Source organism: Georgenia sp. G2120 (assembly GCF_055326485.1).
This window is the reverse complement of sequence record NZ_JBUZNL010000002.1, coordinates 283916-304180: the sequence shown is the minus strand read 5'-3', so window position 1 is coordinate 304180 and position 20265 is coordinate 283916. Positions and strand designations below refer to the sequence as shown.

Here is a 20265-nt window from a genome sequence, read left to right as displayed (position 1 = left end):
CGCGCCCGCGCGCGTAGGATCGCGGTTCGGGGCACGTGCCGCGACCGGCGAGCCGACGCCCCTGCCGATCGGTGCGCACCAGCGCGTGGACGCCGGAGGTAGCCACCGGACCCGAAGGAAGCACTGCCATGCCCCAGCGCCAGGACCTGCGCAACGTCGCGATCGTCGCCCACGTCGACCACGGCAAGACCACCCTCGTGGACGCCATGCTGTGGCAGTCCGGGGCGTTCGGGGAGCACGACCACGTCGACGAACGGGCGATGGACTCGGGCGACCTCGAGCGCGAGAAGGGCATCACGATCCTCGCGAAGAACACGACGGTCGACTACAAGGGACCGGCGGCCGCCGCCGCGGGCGCGCCGGACGGCGTGACGATCAACGTCATCGACACCCCGGGGCACGCCGACTTCGGCGGCGAGGTCGAGCGCGGCCTGTCGATGGTCGACGGCGTCGTCCTGCTCGTCGACTCCTCCGAAGGCCCGCTCCCGCAGACCCGGTTCGTCCTGCGCAAGGCGCTCGCGGCGAAGCTGCCGGTCATCCTCGTCGTCAACAAGGTCGACCGCGGTGACGCCCGCATCGCCGAGGTCGTCGAGGAGGCCACGGACCTGCTCCTCGGCCTGGCCTCCGACCTCGCGGACGAGGTGCCGGACCTCGACCTCGACGCCGTCCTCGACGTGCCCGTCGTCTACGCCTCCGCGCGTGCGCGCCGCGCCTCGCTCACGCGCCCCGGGGACGGAGAGATGCCGGACTCCGAGGACCTCGAGCCGCTGTTCGCCACGATCCTGCAGACGATCCCCGGGCCCCGCTACGAGGAGGACGCTCCGCTCCAGGCGCACGTCACCAACCTCGACGCCTCCCCGTTCCTCGGCCGCCTCGCGCTGCTCCGCATCCACAACGGGACGATCCGCAAGGGCCAGACCGTGGGCTGGGCGCGGCAGGACGGCACCGTGGCCAACGTCCGCATCTCCGAGCTCCTGCGCACGGAGGCGCTCTCGCGGGTGCCCACCGAGTCGGCGACCGCCGGTGACATCGTCGCCGTCGCCGGGTTCCCGGACATCACGATCGGCGAGTCCCTCGTCGACGCCGACGACCCGCGCCCCCTTCCGCTCATCACGGTCGACGACCCGGCGATATCGATGACGATCGGCATCAACACCTCGCCGCTCGCCGGCCGCGTCAAGGGCCACAAGCTCACCGCCCGCCTCGTCAAGGACCGCCTCGACCGCGAGCTCATCGGCAACGTCTCCCTCAAGGTGCTCCCCACCGAGCGGCCGGACGCCTGGGAGGTCCAGGGGCGCGGCGAGCTCGCGCTCGCGATCCTCGTCGAGCAGATGCGCCGCGAGGGCTTCGAGCTGACCGTCGGCAAGCCCCAGGTCGTCACCAAGGAGGTCGACGGCAAGCGGCACGAGCCGATGGACCGGATGACGATCGACGTCCCCGAGGAGTACCTCGGCGCGGTCACGCAGCTGCTCGCCGCCCGCAAGGGACGGATGGACTCGATGGTCAACCACGGCACGGGCTGGGTCCGGATGGAGTTCCTCGTCCCGTCCCGCGGCCTCATCGGCTTCCGCACCCGGTTCATGACCGAGACCCGCGGCACCGGCATCGCCTACTCGATCGCCGAGGGGCACGAGCCGTGGCACGGCCCGATCGAGCACCGTTCGACCGGATCGCTCGTGGCCGACCGCCCGGGGGCCGTCACGCCGTTCGCGATGATCAACCTCCAGGAGCGCGGTTCGTTCTTCGTCGAGCCCACCGCCGAGGTCTACGAGGGCCAGATCGTCGGCGAGAACTCGCGCAACGAGGACATGGACGTCAACATCACCAAGGAGAAGAAGCTGACGAACATGCGGTCCGCCACGGCGGACTCGTTCGAGAGCCTCGTCCCGCCGCGCAAGCTCACCCTCGAGGAGTCCCTCGAGTTCGCCGCCGACGACGAGTGCGTCGAGGTCACCCCCGAGATCGTCCGCATCCGCAAGGTCATCCTCGACGGCACCGAGCGCGCGCGGGCCGCCGCGCGGTCCAAGAGGCAGGGCGCCTGATGACGGCGGCCGCGGGACCGGGCCACGCCGGGGGGCCGCAGGTCGGCGGCGAGGCACCCACCGGTCACGCGGCACCGCGCCGCGGCGTGGGGGAGTGGGTCCTCGAGGCCGTCGTCACCGTGCTCCTCACGGTCCTCGTGGCCGTCGCGGGCACGGTCGTCCACCGGATGGAGTCGGGCGGCCTGCCGCTCGGGATCACCCTGGGGATCGCGTTGGCGCTGTCCGGCGCCGTGCTCGTGCGCGCGGTCTGCGGCACCACGGCCCTGCTCGTGTACGGCGCGCTGGGGATCGGCGTCGTGCTCCTCATGACCTACTGGGGACCGGGCGAGGACGTCCTCGTCACCTCCACCCCGCGCGCCATGCTGTGGATCCTCACGATGCCGCTCGCCGCGGCGATCGGGTGGGCCGCCCCGCGCGCCTGGTTCTCGTCGTCGAGCGTGCGGTTCGGCCGCCGGCGTGCCGCAGGCACCACCCCGCACGACGACGAACGACGCGATGCGCCCGCCCATGTCGACGGGGGCGCCGGCCGGGACGCGCGCCCCCACGGAGAGGTGCAGGTGGACACGGATGCGTCCGCCGGCACCGGCACCGACGCGTCCGCCGGCACCCCCGCCGTCTCCGACGAGGGCGCCGGGACGCAGCGGTGAGGGGCGACGCGCTCGAGGAGGGCTTCCGGGCGGCGCTCGCACGCCGGCCCGTGGGGATCGCCGTGCTCGGCGTCCGCGCCGGAGGTCATCCCCTTCTCGTGCCGGTGACCGACGTCGCGTCGGCGTCGCTGCGTCCGCCGATGGTCACCGTCTCGGTCTACACCGACTCGCGCGCCGCCGAGGCGCTCGAGGATGCACCGGAGTGGGGGCTGTCCGTCCTGGACGGCTCCACCGAGGCCGGTGCCGCGCTCGCCCGCGTCGCGGAGCCCGGCCGGCCGCTCGTCGGCCAGGCCGTGGGCATCGAGCTGGTCGAGCGTGCCGGGGACGCGGTCCTCCTCGAGGCGGCGAGCGCGCACCTCGTGCTCCGCACGTCGTGGACGCGGCTCGCGGGCGACCACGTCGTCGTCGCCGCGGACGTCCTCGAGGCGCGGGCCACGGGCCGGCCAGGCGCCCACGTCCACGCCCTCGGGCGCGCGCGGCCGTGGTCGCCTCCTGGACAGGGCTGACGTCCCCATCACGGCGTCCGCGCGCCGCCCTCCACGTGCGATGAGATTCCCTACGATGGACCGGGCCGCAGCGATGACGGCCACACACCACGGAACGAGGAACGCATGACCCGCCACGCCCGCGACGCAGGCCCAGCCGACGGCCGGAGGCGGCGCCGCGGTCGCGGCTGGCTGATCGGGCTCGGCGTCACGGTCCTCGTGCTCGCCGGTGCGTACTTCGGCGTCGCGTGGTTCATGGGGGACAAGGTGCCGACCGGCACCGTCGTCGCCGGCGTCCAGATCGGCGGGCTCGAGGCCGAGGAGGCCGTCGAGGAGCTGCGCACCGGCCTGTCCGACGAGGTCGAGGCCCCCGTCCGGCTCACGCTCGACGGCAACGAGGCGGAGATCAGCTCCGCCGAGGCCGGCCTCACCTTCGACGCGCAGAGCACGGTCGACGGCCTCACCGGCTTCGCCCTCGACCCGCGCGTGCTGCTCGGCCACTTCACCGGCCTCGGCGCCTACGACCCGGTCCGCAGCGTCGACGAGCCCGCGCTGCTCGCCGCGATCGAGGCGGCCGAGGAGGAGCTCGCCACCGAGCCCGTGGACGGAGCCATCGAGTTCAACGGGTCCACCCCGAGCGTCACCGACCCGGTCGTCGGTCAGCAGATCGACGCGGAGGCCACCGGCGAGATCGTCGTCGAGGAGTGGCTCGTCTCGACCACGCCCATCGAGGCCGTCGCGACCGAGGTCCAGCCCGAGATCGGCGAGGAGGAGATCGCGGCCGCGCAGGAGTCGATCGTCGCCCCGCTCACCTCCGGCCCGGTCACGGTCCAGGTCGGCGACTCCGAGGTGGACCTCGGGGTCGACCAGCTGACGGCCGCCGCGACCATCGAGCCCGTCGACGGGGCGCTCACCCTGACCATGGACGGCGACCAGCTCGCCGACGCCGTCCTCGAGTCCGGTCCCGACATCGGCACCGAGCCCCAGGACGCGCAGATCACCCTGCGCAACGGCGGGCCCTACATCGTCGGCAGCGAGACGGGCGCGACCCTCGACCCCGAGGGCCTGGGGGCGACCGTCGCGGCCGCGGCGACCTCGACCGAGGACCGCGTCGCGGTGGCCGACGTCGTCGAGGAGGAGCCGGAGTTCACCACGGAGGACGCCCAGGAGCTCGGCGTCCTCGAGGTCGTCTCCGAGATCAGCACGCCGCTCACCTCGGACGACGTCCGCACGCAGAACCTCGTCAACGGCACCGCGCTCGTCACCGGCACCCTGGTCCTGCCCGACGAGCAGTTCGACCTCGCGGCCGAGCTCGGCCCGATCACGGAGGAGAACGGGTTCGTCAGCTCCGGCGTCGTCGAGAACGGCTTCAACGCCACGGCGCTCGGCGGCGGCGTCTCCCAGCTCTCGACGAACATGTTCAACGTCGGCTGGGAGGCCGGGCTCGACGACATCGAGCACCGTCCGCACAGCAAGTACTTCGACCGGTACCCGATGGGCCAGGAGGCCACCCTCTGGGTCGACGAGGACAACCCGGAGAACTCGATCAACATGATCTGGGAGAACAACACGCCCTACGGCGTGCTCGTCGAGGCATGGGTCGCCGACGGCGAGGTCCACACCCGCCTGTGGTCCACCCCGTACTGGGACGTGACCACCGAGATCCAGGGCCCGTACAACATCACCGCGCCGCAGGACGTCGTCAACGACTCGCCCTCCTGCGTCCCGGAGTACGGCGGCGTCAACGGGTTCTCGGTGACGGTCTCCCGCGAGCGCAGCCACGAGGACGAGACGCTGCCGCGCGAGGAGTACGAGTGGACCTACTCCCCGCACAACCGGGTCACCTGCGGCTGACCGAGCCTGCTCGTCAGGGCGTCAGGGCGTCCGGCGGGGCGCGGGCCGCTCGGACCTCCGCCTCGGGCCGGCCGCGGGGGCACCCGGTGCCCGGACAGGATCGCCGCCACGGGCACGACGACGCGGCCCCGCCCGGTCTCGACCGTGAGGCCGTCCTCGCCGGATGCGACCAGGTCGCCGAGCGCGTCCCGGGCGTGGTCGCCGTCCCGGAACCGGACCACGACCCGGTCGCCGAGGGACCACGTGCGCCAGGCGACGCCGCCCGGCCCGGGGTAGCCGTCGAAGGTGTGGGCCATGCGCCTCAGCGTCGCACACCTGCTCCGGCCGGTTCGTCCGGAACGACCGGTCCTGCGCCGGAACGGGTGTCTCGCGAGCGAGCCTGGGCCGCGCGCCACGCGAGTCTCGTGGGACGATGGGGGCATGACGTACGTGATCGCCCAGCCCTGTGTGGACGTGCTCGACCGCGCATGCGTCGACGAGTGTCCGGTCGACTGCATCTACGAGGGCGACCGCATGCTGTACATCCACCCCGACGAGTGCGTCGACTGCGGCGCCTGCGAGCCGGTGTGCCCCGTCGAGGCCATCTACTACGAGGACGACACCCCGGCCGCGTGGTCCCAGTACTACGACGTCAACGTCAACTTCTTCTCCGACGTGATGCCCGGCCAGTCCGAGCCGGTGGGTTCCCCCGGCGGCGCGGCCCGCACCGGGCGGCTCGGGTTCGACCACCCGGTGGTGGCCGGGCTCCCGCCCCAGGCCTGACGTGACCCTGCACGGCGACGCGCTGCCGGACTTCCCCTGGGACTCGCTCGCCGGCGCGCGCGAGGTGGCGACCGCCCATCCGGGCGGGATCGTCGACCTGTCCGTCGGGACCCCCGTGGACCCGACGCCGGCGGTGGTCCAGGACGCGCTCCGGGCGGCCGCGGACCGGCCTGGCTACCCGACGACGATCGGCACCGACGAGCTGCGCGCCGCGATGGTCGACTGGTTCGGGCGGCGGCGCGGCGTTCCCCTGACCGAGCGCGGCGTGCTGCCGACGGTCGGTTCGAAGGAGGCCGTGGCGCTCGTTCCCGCGATGCTCGGGATCGGCGCGGGGGACCGGGTCCTGCACCCGGCCGTCGCGTACCCCACCTACGACGTCGGGGCCCGGCTCGCCGGTGCCGAGCCGGTCGCCGTCGACCCCGCGCGGCCGCAGGACTGGCCGCGGGACGGCGTGCGGCTCGTCTGGCTCAACTCCCCGGCGAACCCGCACGGGCACGTGCTCGGGGTCGACCAGCTCGCCGCCGCGGTGGCGTGGGCGCGGGAGGTCGGCGCGGTTGTCGTCGCCGACGAGTGCTATGCCGAGCTGGCCTGGGAGGAGCCGTGGGCGAGCTCCGGCGTGCCCAGCCTGCTCGACCCGCGGGTGACCGGCGGCGACCACACCGGCCTGCTCGTCGCGTACTCGCTGTCCAAGCAGTCCTCGATGGCCGGCTACCGCGCGGCCCTGCTCGGGGGCGACGAGGCGCTCATCGGTCGCCTGCGGGAGATCCGCAAGCACGCCGGGATGATGGTGCCCGCCCCGGTCCAGGCGGCGATGGCCGCGGCCTTGGCGGACGACGCCCACGTCGACGCGCAGCGGGCCCGCTACGGCGCTCGGCGCGAGCGGCTGCTCGGCGCCGTCAGCGCGTACGGCCTCGCGCCCGACCCGGACTCGGTGGCCGGTCTCTACCTCTGGCTCGGCCGGGAAGGCGCGCAGGGGCGCGAGCTCGTCGACGAGCTCGCCGCGCTCGGCGTCCTCGTGGCCCCCGGCGAGTTCTACGGCTCGCTCGGCGAGGGCCGGGTGCGCATGGCGCTGACGGCGAGCGACGAGCGCGTCGACGCCGCGGTCGCCCGCCTCACCGACGGCGAGTGAGCCGGGCGGTGCTCGACGGCACGGTCGAGCACCACGCGGGCGGGGTTCGTCGTCGTCGGCGGGTGTGACCCGTGGGCGCCCGTGACCTCCGACCGGCGGTATCTTGGACGGTGGACGACCTCCGACGGGGGCGGTGCTCCGCCCCTCGTGCGCCCACGAGGCGCTCACCATCCACGAAGGGGACCAGCATGACCGAAGACGCCACGCTCACCGTCGACGACAAGACGCTCTCGCTGCCGAGGGTGAAGGCGTCCGAGGGCAGCGACGGTCTGACCATCGGCAAGCTCCTCGGCGAGACCGGCACCGTCACGCTGGACTACGGGTTCACGAACACCGCGTCGACCGAGTCGGCCATCACGTACATCGACGGGGACGCGGGCATCCTCCGTTACCGCGGGTACCCGATCGAGCAGCTCGCGAAGCAGTCGACCTTCCTCGAGACGGCCTACCTGCTCATCTACGGCGAGCTCCCCGACGCCGAGACGCTCGAGGCCGTCACGCGCCGCATCAAGCGCCACCGCGTGCTCCACGAGGACTTCAAGGGCTTCTTCACCGCGTTCCCGCCCAACGGCCACCCGATGTCGATGCTCCAGGCCGGTATCGCGGGGCTCGGCACGTACTACCCGCACACGCTCGACCCGCACGACGAGTACCAGAAGGAGCTCTCCACGGTGCTCCTCATGGCGAAGCTGCCGACGATGATCGCGTACATCGCCAAGCGGGCGTCGGGCCTGCCGCTGCTGTACCCGGACCAGTCCTACAGCTACACGGCGGACTTCATGCGGATGACGTTCGACCTGCCCTACCAGCACCGCGACGTCGACCCCGAGATCATCCGGGCGCTCGACCTGCTGCTCATCCTCCACGCGGACCACGAGCAGAACTGCTCGACGTCGACGGTCCGGATGGTCGGCTCGTCCGACGCGAGCATCTACGCCTCGATCTCCGCCGGCGTGGGCGCGCTGTCCGGCCCGAAGCACGGCGGTGCGAACGAGGCCGTCCTCGAGATGCTCTCGCGCATCCAGGGCAGCGACGACTCGGTCGAGACGTTCATGAAGCGCGCGAAGGACAAGAACGACAACGTCCGGCTCATGGGCTTCGGGCACCGCGTGTACAAGAACTACGACCCGCGCGCCGCGATCGTCAAGAACGTGGCGCACGACGTCCTCGAGCGCCTCGGGACCGACGACGAGCTGCTCGACATCGCGATGAACCTCGAGGAGATCGCGCTGAACGACGACTACTTCGTCGAGCGCAAGCTCTACCCGAACGTCGACTTCTACACGGGGCTCATCTACAAGGCGATGGGCTTCCCCACCCAGATGTTCACCCCGCTGTTCGCGCTCGGGCGCCTGCCCGGCTGGATCGCCCAGTACCGCGAGATGATCGAGGACAAGAACACGAAGATCGGCCGCCCCCGGCAGGTCTACACCGGCGCCACCGAGCGGGACTACGTCCCGATCGAGAAGCGCTGAGCCGGTACCGGGGGCGCAGGCGGTCCGCCGCCCCGCCCCCGGTCCCCCCGTACTCGTCGAGAGTGCGGTTCGCACGCGTGGCCGTCGCGGTTCGTCGCCGGCCGCGGCCGAGCAGAGAGGCGGGTCGATGGAGACCCTCTACCCGGACAGTGACCTCTACCGGTACGCGGACCTGCTCACCGGGGTCGAGCGGGCCGAGATCCTCCGGCTGCGCGCGGTCCTGGCCGAGCACCTCCCGTCCGAGGTGCTGGCCGACCACTGGGACCGGGCCGCATTCCCGGCCGACGCGGTCGAGCCCCTCGCGGCCGGCGGCTTCATCGAGCCGGAGGCCCTCGGCGGGTCACCCGTCCGGTGGCTGTTCCAGGGCTTCCGCTCCTTCGAGCTCGCCCGCCACGACGCGTCCGTCGCCACCTGGTACAACGGGCAGGCCTCGCTGTTCCTCACGAACATCGAGGTCGGCGGGTCGCCGGAACAGGTCGCGCGGTGGCGGCCCTCGGTGGTCGACTTCTCGGCGCGCGGGGTCTTCGCGATGACGGAGCCGGACCACGGGTCCGACGTCGCCGGGGGCCTCGAGACCACCGTCCGGCGGTCCGGCGGGGACTGGGTCCTCGACGGCACCAAGCGCTGGATCGGCTCGGCCGCCTACGCCGACCACCTCTGCGTGGTCGCCCGCGAGCCCGACCGCGGGCCGGTGCGGATCCTCGTCGTGCCGGCGGACGCCGACGGCGTGCGACTCACCACCATCGAGCGGAAGACCTCGGTCCGGATGGTGACGAACTCGGTCATCGAGCTCGACTCCGTGCGGGTGCCCGACGAGCTGCGGCTGGCGAACGTCGAGTCCTTCGCCGACGTCGGGGCCATGCTGCGGCGCATGCGGATGACCGTGGCGTGGCACGCCGCCGGGGTGCAGGCGGGGGCGTTCGAGGCCGCGCGCCGGTACGCCCGCGCGCGCGAGCAGTTCGGCCGCCCCATCGGCGGGTTCCAGCTCGTCCAGGACAAGCTCGCCCGGATGCTCGGCAACCTCACGAGCACGCTCGGGATCGTCGTGCGGCTCTCGCAGCGCCAGGACGAGGGCGTGTTCGACGAGGTCGAGTCGTCCCTGGCCAAGCGCGAGACCTGCCGGCACATGCGCGAGACGGTGGCGCTCGCCCGCGAGGTGTGCGGCGGGAACGGGATCACGCTCGACTCGGACGTCGCGCGGTTCCACGCCGACGCCGAGGCGATCTACACGTACGAGGGGACCGACGACATCAACGCACTCGTCGTGGGCCGGGCGATCACGGGGCTGTCCGCCTTCACGCGGTAGGGCGCGAGGGCGGGCGGTTCGCCGTCGGGCGGGGTCGTCAGGCCGTGCGCATCTGACCGGCCAGCGGGCACGCCCAGATGTCGGCGCCGCCGCGCCCGACCTTGTGGACGTGCGCGGTGACGGCCTTGTAGGACTGGAACAGCGTGGTCTCGGTGTACCGCACGCCGATCGCCCGGCAGTGCTCCCGCACCATCGGGGCGACCTTGCGCAGGTTCGGGCGGGCCATCGACGGGAAGAGGTGGTGCTCGACCTGGAAGTTGAGCCCGCCCATGAACGTGTCGACCCACCTGCCGCCGGTGATGTTGCGGCTCATGAGGACCTGCCGCTGGAGGAAGTCGACCTTGAGCCCGCGTGCGACGATCGGCATCCCCACGTGGTTCGGGGCGAACGACAGGCCCAGGTAGGCGCCGAACAGCCCCATCTGGATGGCGATGAAGGCGAGGGCCTTGCCCGGCGACAGGACGAGGAACACGAGCGCCACGTATGTGCCGAGGCGGAACGCGATGAACGCGGCCTCGACCCAGCGGTGCTCGAGCTTGGTGCGGGAGAACAGGCGGGCGATGCCCTGGACGTGCAGGCTGAGCCCCTCGAACGCGAGCAGCGGGTAGAACGTGTAGGCCTGGATCCGCGCGAAGAACCGGCCCACGCGGCTCCGGCGCGTCTGCAGCGCCTCGTTGGTCCAGATGACCGGTCCGGGCTCGATGTCCGGGTCCTTGCCGAGCTGGTTGGGCGCCGAGTGGTGCTTGTTGTGCTTCTTGTTCCACCAGCCGTGGCCCATGCCGGTGACGAGGTTGATGAGCACGAGGCCGGCCCACGTGTTCCACCGGCCCGAGTTGAAGATCTGGCGGTGCGCGGCGTCGTGGCCCATGAACGCGGTCTGCGTCATGAGCAGGCCGAGCGCCGCCGCGATCCCCATCTGCCACCACGAGTTCCCGATGAAGAGGAACGCCACGACGAGGCCCGCCCCGATGACCATGAGGATCGCGAACTTCGTCCAGTAGTACGCGTACGCCCGGCGCATGAGTCCGGCGTCCTTCACAGACTTCGTCAGCGTGGTGAAGGAGCTGACGTAGCGCTCGCCGGCGCCGCGCATGGGGCGCTCGGGGCGGGACGGCGGGGCGGGGGCGAGGTCGGTCACCGACACGGTGGGCCTTCTTCCGGGGGAGCTCGAACGAAGCAGGTCGCCCCGAACTCCCTCGACCGTACTGCGTCGGGGCCCGGCCCGTGGGTCGGTCCAGCCGCGGGATCGCGCATCTCTCGCCCGACGACGACGAACGACGCCCCCGACGACGAACCGCAACCTCGACGTCGACCACCCGCAACCTCGAGGACGACGAACCGCAATGTCGGTGGGCGTGAGCCGCACCCTCGACACCGACGACGAACCGCAATCTCGACGACGACGAACCGCAATCTCGACGACGACGAACCGCAATCTCGACGGGCTGCGGGTCAGCCGATCGCGACCTGGCCCGGTTCGAGGCCGGCGGCGGCGTCGACGACCGACTGCTCCACGGGTGAGAGACCGGAGCCGACCTCGTCGAGCGCGGTCCACCCGGCGTCGTCGCCCTCGGAGCGCAGCCACACGCGCCCGTCGGTGGCGACGGCCAGGGCATCCGTCTCGGTGGCCGTCGCCACGCCCCAGTGGGCGACCCCCCAGCCGGCGGCCGCGCCGGAGTCGTCGGAGGCGGCCCCGTCCGGCAGCCCGGCGGAGTCGAGGACGAGCACGCCCGCGTCGCGCTCCTCGGGCGTGAGCCCCAGGTCGCGCAGGGCGAGGTCGGTGACCGTGGCGGTGGCGAGGGAGTCGGTGGCGTTCTCGGCGTCGTCGGGCATGGACAGGCGGCACGTGAGTCCGCCCTCGACCTGGCCGACGAGGTTGGCCGCGAACGCGCGGGCCATGGGCTCGTGCTGGGCGTACGCCTCGGGGTAGCCGGAGCGCTGGACGGCCTGGGCGGCGTCGTTGATCGACATCTCCTCCCAGCCGTCAATCGTCACGAGCTCGTCGTAGAACCGGCCGGTCGAGTAGACGGGGTCCATGATCTCCTCGACCGAGCCCCAGCCCTGCGACTCGCGCTGCTGGAAGAGGCCGACGGAGTCGCGGTCGCCGTAGTCGATGTTCCGCAGCTTCGACTCCTGCATGGCGGTCGAGATCGCCACGGTGGTCGCGCGGATCGGCAGGTCGCGCTGCTGGGCGAGGCCGACCATGAGGGCGGCGTTCGCGGCCTGGTCGCCGTCGAGGGTGGCGGAGAGGTCGCCGCCGGCCTCGGCGCGGCACGTCCCGGACGCGGGGGAGCGCACCACGTAGGTGAGGATCGCGACCACTCCACCGACGGCGACGGCGAGGACGAGCGCGACCACGGCGAGCCCGCCGAGGCAGGACAGGCCGGAGCGGGTGCCGGGCTCGTCGCTCACGCGCGGGGTCGGGTCAGGCGTGCAGGGCGTCGTTGAGCGCGACGCCGTGCCCCTCGCGGGCGAGGACCTGGACCGCGCCGGTGACCGAGTGGCGGCGGAACAGCAGGCCGCTCACGCCGGACAGCTCGCGCGCCGAGACGACCGTCTCCTCGGGCAGGACGGTGACCTTGGTGCCGGCCGTGACGTAGAGGCCGGCCTCGACCACGCAGTCGTCGCCGAGCGAGATGCCCACGCCGGCGTTCGCGCCGAGCAGGCAGCGCTCACCGATCGTCACCTGCTCGGTGCCGCCGCCGGAGAGCGTGCCCATGATCGAGGCGCCGCCGCCCACGTCGGAGCCGTCGCCGACGACGACGCCCTGCGAGATGCGGCCCTCGACCATCGAGCGGCCGAGGGTCCCGGCGTTGTAGTTGACGAAGCCCTCGTGCATGACGGTCGTGCCCTCGGCGAGGTGCGCGCCGAGGCGGACGCGGTCGGCGTCGCCGATCCGCACGCCGGACGGGACGACGTAGTCGATCATCCGCGGGAACTTGTCGAGGAGCTGGACCACGAGGTGGTGCCCGGCGTCGGCGGCGCGCAGGCGCGCGGCCGGGAGGTCGGCGGGGGCGACCGGGCCGAGGGACGTGAAGGCGACGATCGGGAGGACGCCGAAGATGCCGTCGAGGTTGACCGTGCGTGGCGCGACGAGGCGGTGCGAGAGCAGCTGGAGGCGCAGGTACGCGTCGGCGACGTCGGCCGGGGCGGTGTCGAGGTCGATCGTCGTGGTGACGACCTCGACGACGACGCCGCGGACGGCGTCCGTGCGAGCGCCCGTGGCGATCTGCGCGAGCGCCTCCGCGTCGTGCGCGGCGGGCGGGGCGCCCAGTGCGGGGTGCGGGTACCAGACGTCGAGCGTCTCGCCGGACTCGGTGCGGGTGGCCAGGCCGTGGCCCCAGGCGCTGCGGGAGGTCATGGAGCCAGGATAGGTCGCGGCCGCGGGGCAGCGGCGGCCCGTCCGGCGTGAGACCGGTCCCTGGCCGCGGTCGTGGCGGTGCCGGCGCGCTGCCGCGAGCACGACCGGCGCGGTCGGCGCGGTCGGCGTCCGGAGCGGTCAGCCCTCCGCCTTGATCCGGGCGTCCCGCATCGGGGAGAGCGTCACCACGAGGGTCGCGACGGCGAACACCGCCGCGACGGCGACGAACGTCCACCGGTACCCGATCGCACCGACGAGCACGCCGCCGGCCAGCGCCCCGACGAGGGCCACGGTCCGGTTGGCCGACCGCCTGCCCGCGTTGACCCGGCCGAGCATCGCCCGCGGGGTCCGCAGCTGCCACCAGCCCATCTCCGGGGCGTCCTCGACGCCCATCCCGAAGCCGTGGACGAGCTGCACCCCGGCGAGCCAGACGACGAGCAGCCAGACGTCGGCGTCGGCGGGGGTGAGGGCGCCGGCCACCCAGGCGGGCACCATGAGGGCGCGCCCGAGGACGACCGTGCGCCCGGCGCCGAGCCGGGCCGCGACGGTGGTCGAGGTGAGCGTGCCGACCAGGGCGCCGACCCCGCCCAGCGCGAGGACGAGACCGTACGCGGCGGCGGAGAGCTCGAGCTCGCGCAGCACGAACAGCCCGAGAGCCGTCGTCACCGCGCTGTTGGCGAGGAACCACACGTGCGTGGAGATCGCCAGCGGCGCGAGCGTGCGGTGCCGGTAGACGAAGCCGAGCCCCTCGGCGATCCCGCGCCACAGGCGGGGCCGGTCGGGGTGCGGCGGGGGCTCCTCCTCGCGGATCCCCGCCACGAGCAGGGCGGACGCGAGCCGGGAGATCGCCGTGACGACGAGGGCGAACGGGGCGGTGACGAGCGCGACGACGGCGCCGCCCAGCGCGGGCCCGGACGTCTGCGCGACCGTCGAGGCCTGGCCGATCCGCGCGTTCGCCGCCACGAGCGATCCGCGGGGGACGAGGTCGGGGAGGTAGGTCTGCTCCGCGGCGGCGATGACGACGCCACATGTGCCGACGGCGACCAGCACGAGGGCCGTCAGCCCCACGGTGAGCGCGCCCGCCAGGTGGAGAAGGGGGATGGCCGTGAGCAGGAGGGCCTGGACGATGTTGGTGATGACGAGGGTGGGACGGCGCCGCCAGCGGTCGACGTAGGCGCCCGCGATCAGCCCGACGAGCAGGTAGGGCAGGAACTGCGCCGCCCGGACCGCCCCGACCTCGGCCTCCGAGGCGTGCAGGACGTCGATGACGAGGACGTCGACCGCAACCACCGAGACGGCCGCCCCGACCTGCCCGACCGAGGTGGAGAGCCATAGCCCGCGGAAGCCTTGCCGGCGCAGCGGTTCGACGGGACACGACGGGCCGGTGCCGGCGTCGGTGGAGCTCACGCGCGTCCGCCGCGTCTCACGCGCGCGGACGGGACTGTGAGCGCCTCACGAGAGAGGGGCCGACGACGACGGCGCCCACCGCCCGGCACCGCTCGGCGAGCGCGCGGTCGGCCGTCGCCACGACGACCCGCACGAAGCCCGGCTCCGGCGGGGCGGGGGAGTTTGCCGCGAGCGCGGCGGCGACCCGGACGATCTCGTCGTCGCCCTCGCCGGGGGCCTCGTGGACCGTGACGTCCGCGGTCGAGCCGACCCCGCGCGCGGCGCCCTCGGTGACGAGGTGGATCTCGGGGAACCAGCGCGTCCCGGGCAGGCCGACGGCGTCGGCGGGCAGCCCGTTCGCGGCGAGGTCGGTGAGGGAGTCCCGCAGGCGCACCGTGGCGGCGCGTCGGTCGCGCCACCAGCCGTCCGGCACGGAGCCGACGACGTTCGCCGAGTCGACGACGAGCACCACGCGCCCGAGCATCCCGGCGAGCTCGTCGAGGGAGTCGGCGAAGGCGGGCAGGAGGGGTAGGTCCCCGGATCGGAGCTCTGGGGCGCCGACCCAGCGGACCTCGAGCGACTCGGCGTCGGTCGCCGCCACGCGGGCGGACGGGGCGGCCCGGGCGACGACGGTCGTGTACGACCAGTCCGGGTGGGTGAGGACGCGGGTGGCGAGGACCCGCAGGTGGCGCTCCTCGATCCCGGACTCCTCGGCGGCCTCGCGCATGGCCCCGGTCAGCGCTGTCTCGCCGTCGGCGATGGCGCCGCCCGGGATGCCCCACGTCCCGCCGTGGTGGGACCACGCGGCACGGTGCTGGAGGGCGAGCTCGACGCCGGCCGCGTCCGTGGGCCCGGCTGCGTCCACGGCCCTGCTCGCGTCCTCGACGGCGGTCGCACCGGGGGTGGCGCCGTCGTCGTGCCCCGACACCGGCCGCCACGCGAGGAGACCGGCCGCGCCGTTGAGGCCCCAGTGCCGGGCGCCGCAGGCGCACTCGACCCAGCCGTCCCCCGGCATGCGCATCGGGCGTCGCGCGGACGGGGGAGGGCCGGGGGCGGTCACGGGGCGGGCGGCAGCGGGACCGGCGACGGCGTCGTCTCGGGGGTGTCCGTTCCCGGGGCGTCCCCGCCCGGGGCGCCGTCCCCCGCGGGGGGCGACCCTGCGGCGTCGGGCGTGGCGTCGGACCCGGCGTCGACGATCGAGCAGATGACGGTCCCCGCCGAGACGGTGGCGCCGGCGGTGCCGGACAGCCCGGTCACGCGGCCGGCGCGATGCGCGGCGAGCGGCTGCTCCATCTTCATGGCCTCGAGGACCACGACCGTCTGGCCGGCCTCGACGAGGTCGCCCTCGGCCACGGCGAACGTGACGATCGTGCCCTGCATGGGGGCCTTGAGCGCGTCGCCGCCCGAACCGCCGGCACCTCCGGTACCGCGGGCGGCACCGGAGCGGCGCAGGGGCCGGCGGACCGGGCCGCGGCCGAAGCGGTTCTGGGAGATCCCCAGGCCCGCGGGGATGACGACCTCGAGGCGCTTGCCGCCGACCTCGACGACGACCCTCTCGGTCGGGGCCGGCTCCGGCGCGGGCTCGTCGGCCGGCGGGGTCTCGGGGCGGGTGCTCGGCAGGCCGCTGAGCTCCTCGGCGTAGTCGTTCTCGATCCACGTGGTGTGGACGCGGAAGGCCTCGGGGCCGTCGGCGGCGACGTAGTCGGGGTGGTCGAGCACCGAGGCGTGGAACGGCAGGACCGTGGGGACGCCGGCCACGCGGGTCTCGCGCAGGGCGCGGCGCGCGCGCTCGATCGCCTGGGTGCGGGTGGCGCCGGTGACGATGATCTTGGCGAGCATCGAGTCGAACGCGCCGGAGATCTCGTCGCCCGCGACCACGCCGGAGTCCACGCGGATGCCCGGGCCCGCGGGCCACGCGAGCTCGGAGACGGTGCCGGGCGCGGGCATGAAGCCGGACGCGGGGTCCTCGCCGTTGATCCGCAGCTCGATCGAGTGGCCGCGCAGCGGGACCTCGTCGTAGCCGAGGGGCTCGCCGGCCGCGAGGCGCAGCTGCTCGCGCACGAGGTCGATCCCGCTGACCTCCTCGGTCACCGGGTGCTCGACCTGGAGGCGGGTGTTGACCTCGAGGAAGGAGATCGTGCCGTCCACCCCGAGGAGGAACTCGCACGTGCCGGCGCCGACGTAGCCGGCCGCCGAGAGGATCGCCTTCGACGACTCGACGAGACGCGCGTTCTGCTCGTCCGTGAGGAACGGCGCGGGCGCCTCCTCGACGAGCTTCTGGTGCCGGCGCTGCAGCGAGCAGTCGCGGGTGGAGACCACGACCACGTTGCCGTGGGTGTCGGCGAGGCACTGGGTCTCGAGGTGCCGGGGGCGGTCGAGGAACCGCTCGACGAAGCACTCGCCGCGCCCGAACGCCGCCGTGGCCTCGCGGACCGCGGAGTCGTACTGGGCGGTGACCTCCTCGGCGCTGCGGGCCACGCGCAGGCCGCGGCCGCCGCCGCCGAAGGCCGCCTTGATGGCGAGCGGGTAGCCGTGCTCGGCGCCGAACGCCTCGATCTCGGCCGCGCCGGCGACCGGGTCCTTCGTGCCGGGCACGAGCGGGGCTCCGACGGACTGGGCGATCCGGCGGGCGGTCACCTTGTCGCCGAGCGACTCGATCGCGGCCGGCGGCGGGCCGATCCACAGGATCCCGGCGTCGGTGACGGCGCTCGCGAACTCGGCGTCCTCGGACAGGAAGCCGTAGCCCGGGTGCAGCGCGTCGGCGCCGGAGCGTCGGGCGGCGTCGAGGACCTTGCCGGCGTCGAGGTACGTCTCGGCGGCGCGGGTCCCGGACAGGGCGTAGGCCTCGTCGGCGAGCAGCACGTGCTGCGCCTCGCGGTCCTGGTCGGCGTAGACGGCGACGGTGGCGATCCCGGCGTCGCGGCAGGCGCGCACCACCCGGACGGCGATCTCGCCGCGGTTGGCCACGAGCACCTTGCGGGGCAGCGGGTACGTCCCGTCGTTCGCCATGCCTCTCCTCGCTGCCGGTGGGTGCGCGGACGCCTGCGTGCGCGCGTGCCCCGCTACGTTAGCCGAGGGTGCGTCGAGGCCCAATCAGGGGTGGTGTGACGTTCTGCGCGGCCCGCCCGATTCCCGCCGTGGTCGAGAGTGCGGGTCAAGGCCCCCGCAGTCGTCGAGATTGCGGTTCGTGCACGCCGAGATTGCGGTTGGTCGCCCCGCGTCGGTCGAGAGTGCGGGTCAGTGCGACCTGCACCGAGGTCGTGGTTCGACGTCGTCGAGGGTGCGGTTCGTCGTCAGGCCCAGAGCTCGGTCACCGAGACACCGTGCTGCCCGAGCAGGTCGCGCAGCAGCGGCAGCGAGACCCCGACGACCCCGTGGAAGTCCCCCTCGATCCCCGCGACGAACGGCCCCCCGATCCCGTCCACCGTGAATCCGCCGGCCACCTTCAGCGGCTCGCCGGTCGCCACGTAGGCGTCGATCTCGTCGTCGGAGAGGTCGGCGAAGAGGATGACGGCCGAGGACACGCCCCCGACGCCGACCCCGGCCTCCCGGCCGGCCCCGACGTCGACGAGCCAGTGCCCCGTGTGCAGCACGCCCGTGCCGCCGCGCATCGCGCGCCACCGCCCGACGGCTGTCTCGGAGTCGCCGGGCTTGCCCACCACCTCGATGCCCGACCCGAGGTCGGCCTCGAGCATGGAGTCGCAGCCGAGGAGGAGGACCCGCTCGCCGGGCGCCGGTGCCAGGTGGCCTGCGACGTCCTCCGCCTTGGCTCGGGCGAGCGCGAGGACCTGGTCGGCGGGCGAGGGTGGGGGAGCGCCCGCCGCTGCTGCCGCGCGCGCCTGCGCCTCGAGCACGGCGGGCTCGTCGACGTCGGAGACCTGGACGTCGTGCGCGATCCCCGCCGCGGTCAGCGTGGCGGTGCGGGCGGGCGAGGCGGAGGCGAGCAGGAGGCGAAGCACGAGCGGCAGGCTATCGGCGGTACGGACGGCTCCCAACCGCAGTCTCGACGCGCAGGCGGTCTCCCAACCGCAGTTTCGACGTGCACCAACCGCAATTTCGACGTGCACCAACCGCAATTTCGACGTGCACCAACCGCAATCTCGACGAAAGAGCGGGAGGGTCAGGCCAGGGCGCGGCGGAGGGTGTCGAGGCCGACAGAGCCGACATCGAGCGCCCGCCGGTGGAACCGCCTGAGGTCGAAGTCGGCGCCCTCGCGCTCGGCGGTCTCGTCCCGGATCTGCTCCCAGATCCGCTGGCCCACCTTGTAGCTCGGCGCCTGGCCGGGCCAGGTCATGTAGCGGTCGAGCTCGAAGGCGAGGAAGGCGTCGTCGGAGTTCGCGTTCTCCTGGAGGTAGGGCCACGCGACCTCGGCGTCCCAGGGCCCCGTGCCGAGGTCGGCGGGGCGGGGCAGCCCCAGGTGCACGCCGATGTCGAGGACGACGCGGGCCGCGCGCATCCGCTGGCCGTCGAGCATGCCCATGCGGTCGCCCGGGTCGTCGAGGTAGCCCAGCTGCTCCATCAGCCGCTCGGCGTACAACGCCCACCCCTCGCCGTGGCCGGAGACCCACACGCCGACCCGCCGGTAGGTGTTGAGCAGCGACGAGCGGTAGGCCGTCTGTCCGGTCTGCAGGTGATGGCCGGGCACGCCCTCGTGGTAGACGGTCGTCAGCTCGCGCCAGGTGCCGAACTCGGTCACGCCCTTCGGCACCGACCACCACATCCGGCCTGGCCGCGAGAAGTCCATGCTCGGCGCGGTGTAGTAGATGCCGCCGGTCTGGGTCGGGTCGATGCGGCACTCGAGCCGGCGCACCGGCCCGGGGATGTCGAACGAGGACTCGGCCAGCTCGGCGACCGCCCGGTCGGAGGTCTCCTGCATCCACGCCTGCAGCGCGTCGGTGCCGTGGAGCTTCCGCGCCGGGTCCGCGTCGAGCCGCGCCATCGCCTCGGCGACCGTGGTGCGGGGCCCGTACAGCTCCGCCGCGACGGCCTCCTGCTCGGCCGTGAGCCGCGCGACCTCCTCGAGCCCCCACGTGTACGTCTCCTCGAGATCGACGTCCGCACCGAGGAAGTAGCGCGAGTGCAGTGCGTAGCGCTCGGCCCCGACGGCGTCGCCCGCCTCCGCGTGCGGCGCCAGCTCCGTCCCGATCACCTCGGCGAGAGCGCCGTAGGCCGCCCGCGCCGCCTCGGCGCCCCGCGTCAGGTCGGCGGCCAGCTCGGCGGACGGCTCGGCGCCGTCGACCCGGGCCCCGGCCGCGAACGACGTGAAGAAGGAGTCCTCGCCGGCGAGCTCACGCGCCTGCTCGACGCCGATCCGCACCTGGCGCTTCGACGGGTACCTCCCGCGGGCGGCCTGGGCCCGCAGCGACTCCGTGTAGCCCGCCAGCGCGTCCGGGAGCGTGCGGAGGCGCTCGGAGATCCACGACCAGTGCTCGGCGGTCTCGGTCGCCATGAGGTCGAACGTGTCGCGAAGGAACTGGATCGGTGAGGAGAGGTTGTTGATCGGGGCGAGGTCCTCGCCCGCCTCGTGCAGCGCGATCTCGGCGCCGAGGCGCTCGCGTAGGACGTCGGCGGTCACGGCGTCGACGTCGTCGGCCGGCTCGATCCCCGCGAGCTCGGCGAGCGTGCCGCGGCGCTGGTCCGCCCGGGCGGCCACGCCGGCGGGGGAGAGGTCCGGCCACTCGTGCTCGTGCCCGGGCAGCCCCATGTCGGTCGCCTCGGTCGGGTCGAGGGCCGCGGCGGCGGCGAGGTGGCGCTCGGCCAGCTCGTCGATCGCGGTGGCGGTGCGCGGGGCGGGCTCGGGCGTCGTCGTGGTCACCGG

General features: G+C 73.7%; 17 protein-coding genes. 8 read left to right on the top strand and 9 right to left on the bottom strand.

All coding sequences use genetic code 11. The annotated features are described in order from the left end of the window. The first annotated feature begins 128 nt into the window (after positions 1-128). The 4 genes from typA (at position 129) to ACZLMO_RS03490 (ending at position 5028) form a co-directional block, all read left to right on the top strand. Complete coding sequence (typA, locus tag ACZLMO_RS03505; protein WP_463652844.1) at positions 129-2042, top strand: translational GTPase TypA; 1914 nt, start codon at positions 129-131, stop codon at positions 2040-2042. Beyond that, entirely contained in the window at positions 2042-2689 is a 648-nt protein-coding gene (locus tag ACZLMO_RS03500; protein WP_463652843.1) for a hypothetical protein, read from the top strand. Before typA ends, ACZLMO_RS03500 begins: the two co-directional genes overlap by 1 nt. Next, entirely contained in the window at positions 2686-3195 is a 510-nt protein-coding gene (locus ACZLMO_RS03495) for a flavin reductase family protein (RefSeq protein ID WP_463652842.1), read from the top strand. The genes ACZLMO_RS03500 and ACZLMO_RS03495 overlap by 4 nt, the downstream gene beginning before the upstream one ends. Before the next feature lie 105 nt (positions 3196-3300). Then, entirely contained in the window at positions 3301-5028 is a 1728-nt protein-coding gene (locus ACZLMO_RS03490; RefSeq protein WP_425715647.1) for a VanW family protein, read from the top strand. Here ACZLMO_RS03490 and ACZLMO_RS03485 read toward each other — a convergent pair. Then, on the bottom strand, positions 4995-5324 hold the full coding sequence (locus ACZLMO_RS03485; protein ID WP_425715646.1) for a hypothetical protein: 330 nt from the start codon (positions 5322-5324) through the stop codon (positions 4995-4997). The genes ACZLMO_RS03490 and ACZLMO_RS03485 overlap by 34 nt on opposite strands. Positions 5325-5448: 124 nt before the next feature. On the opposite strand from ACZLMO_RS03485, the gene fdxA reads away from it, so the two are divergent. The 4 genes from fdxA to ACZLMO_RS03465 all read left to right on the top strand — a co-directional run bounded on the left by fdxA (position 5449) and on the right by ACZLMO_RS03465 (position 9700). Continuing rightward, on the top strand, positions 5449-5790 hold the full coding sequence (gene fdxA / locus ACZLMO_RS03480; RefSeq protein WP_425715645.1) for a ferredoxin: 342 nt from the start codon (positions 5449-5451) through the stop codon (positions 5788-5790). Position 5791: 1 nt separating this feature from the next. After that, positions 5792-6919, top strand: coding sequence for a succinyldiaminopimelate transaminase (dapC, locus tag ACZLMO_RS03475; RefSeq protein ID WP_425715644.1), 1128 nt, complete (start codon positions 5792-5794; stop codon positions 6917-6919). Between the two features lie 188 nt (positions 6920-7107). Continuing rightward, positions 7108-8394 carry a citrate synthase gene (locus ACZLMO_RS03470; RefSeq protein ID WP_425715643.1) on the top strand — a complete coding sequence of 429 codons (1287 nt, stop codon included), beginning with the start codon at positions 7108-7110 and terminating at the stop codon, positions 8392-8394. Positions 8395-8521: 127 nt separating this feature from the next. After that, complete coding sequence (locus tag ACZLMO_RS03465) at positions 8522-9700, top strand: acyl-CoA dehydrogenase family protein (protein ID WP_425715642.1); 1179 nt, start codon at positions 8522-8524, stop codon at positions 9698-9700. Between the two features lie 37 nt (positions 9701-9737). Here the strand turns inward: ACZLMO_RS03465 and ACZLMO_RS03460 are convergent, their stop codons facing one another. The 8 genes from ACZLMO_RS03460 to ACZLMO_RS03425 all read right to left on the bottom strand — a co-directional run bounded on the left by ACZLMO_RS03460 (position 9738) and on the right by ACZLMO_RS03425 (position 20262). Further along, positions 9738-10844 (bottom strand): fatty acid desaturase family protein, encoded by a 1107-nt coding sequence (locus ACZLMO_RS03460; RefSeq protein WP_425715641.1) that lies wholly within the window; start codon positions 10842-10844, stop codon positions 9738-9740. A gap of 308 nt (positions 10845-11152) precedes the next feature. Further along, positions 11153-12112 (bottom strand): hypothetical protein, encoded by a 960-nt coding sequence (locus tag ACZLMO_RS03455; protein WP_425715640.1) that lies wholly within the window; start codon positions 12110-12112, stop codon positions 11153-11155. 13 nt (positions 12113-12125) lie between these two features. After that, the gene (dapD, locus tag ACZLMO_RS03450) at positions 12126-13061 is read right to left on the bottom strand and encodes a 2,3,4,5-tetrahydropyridine-2,6-dicarboxylate N-succinyltransferase (RefSeq protein WP_425715638.1); all 936 of its coding nucleotides are present in this window, start codon (positions 13059-13061) and stop codon (positions 12126-12128) included. A gap of 138 nt (positions 13062-13199) precedes the next feature. Next, a complete protein-coding gene (locus tag ACZLMO_RS03445) occupies positions 13200-14468 on the bottom strand; it encodes an MFS transporter (RefSeq protein ID WP_425715637.1) in 1269 nt (422 codons plus the stop codon). A gap of 16 nt (positions 14469-14484) precedes the next feature. Beyond that, positions 14485-15468, bottom strand: a complete 984-nt coding sequence (locus tag ACZLMO_RS03440) for an NUDIX domain-containing protein (RefSeq protein WP_425715635.1) — start codon at positions 15466-15468, stop codon at positions 14485-14487. A 35-nt stretch (positions 15469-15503) separates the two neighbouring features. Further along, positions 15504-17456 (bottom strand): acetyl/propionyl/methylcrotonyl-CoA carboxylase subunit alpha, encoded by a 1953-nt coding sequence (locus tag ACZLMO_RS03435; RefSeq protein ID WP_425715634.1) that lies wholly within the window; start codon positions 17454-17456, stop codon positions 15504-15506. 284 nt (positions 17457-17740) lie between these two features. Next, positions 17741-18406, bottom strand: coding sequence for a Maf family protein (locus ACZLMO_RS03430; protein WP_463652840.1), 666 nt, complete (start codon positions 18404-18406; stop codon positions 17741-17743). A gap of 161 nt (positions 18407-18567) precedes the next feature. Beyond that, complete coding sequence (locus tag ACZLMO_RS03425) at positions 18568-20262, bottom strand: DUF885 domain-containing protein (protein WP_463652839.1); 1695 nt, start codon at positions 20260-20262, stop codon at positions 18568-18570. Positions 20263-20265: the final 3 nt, after the last annotated feature.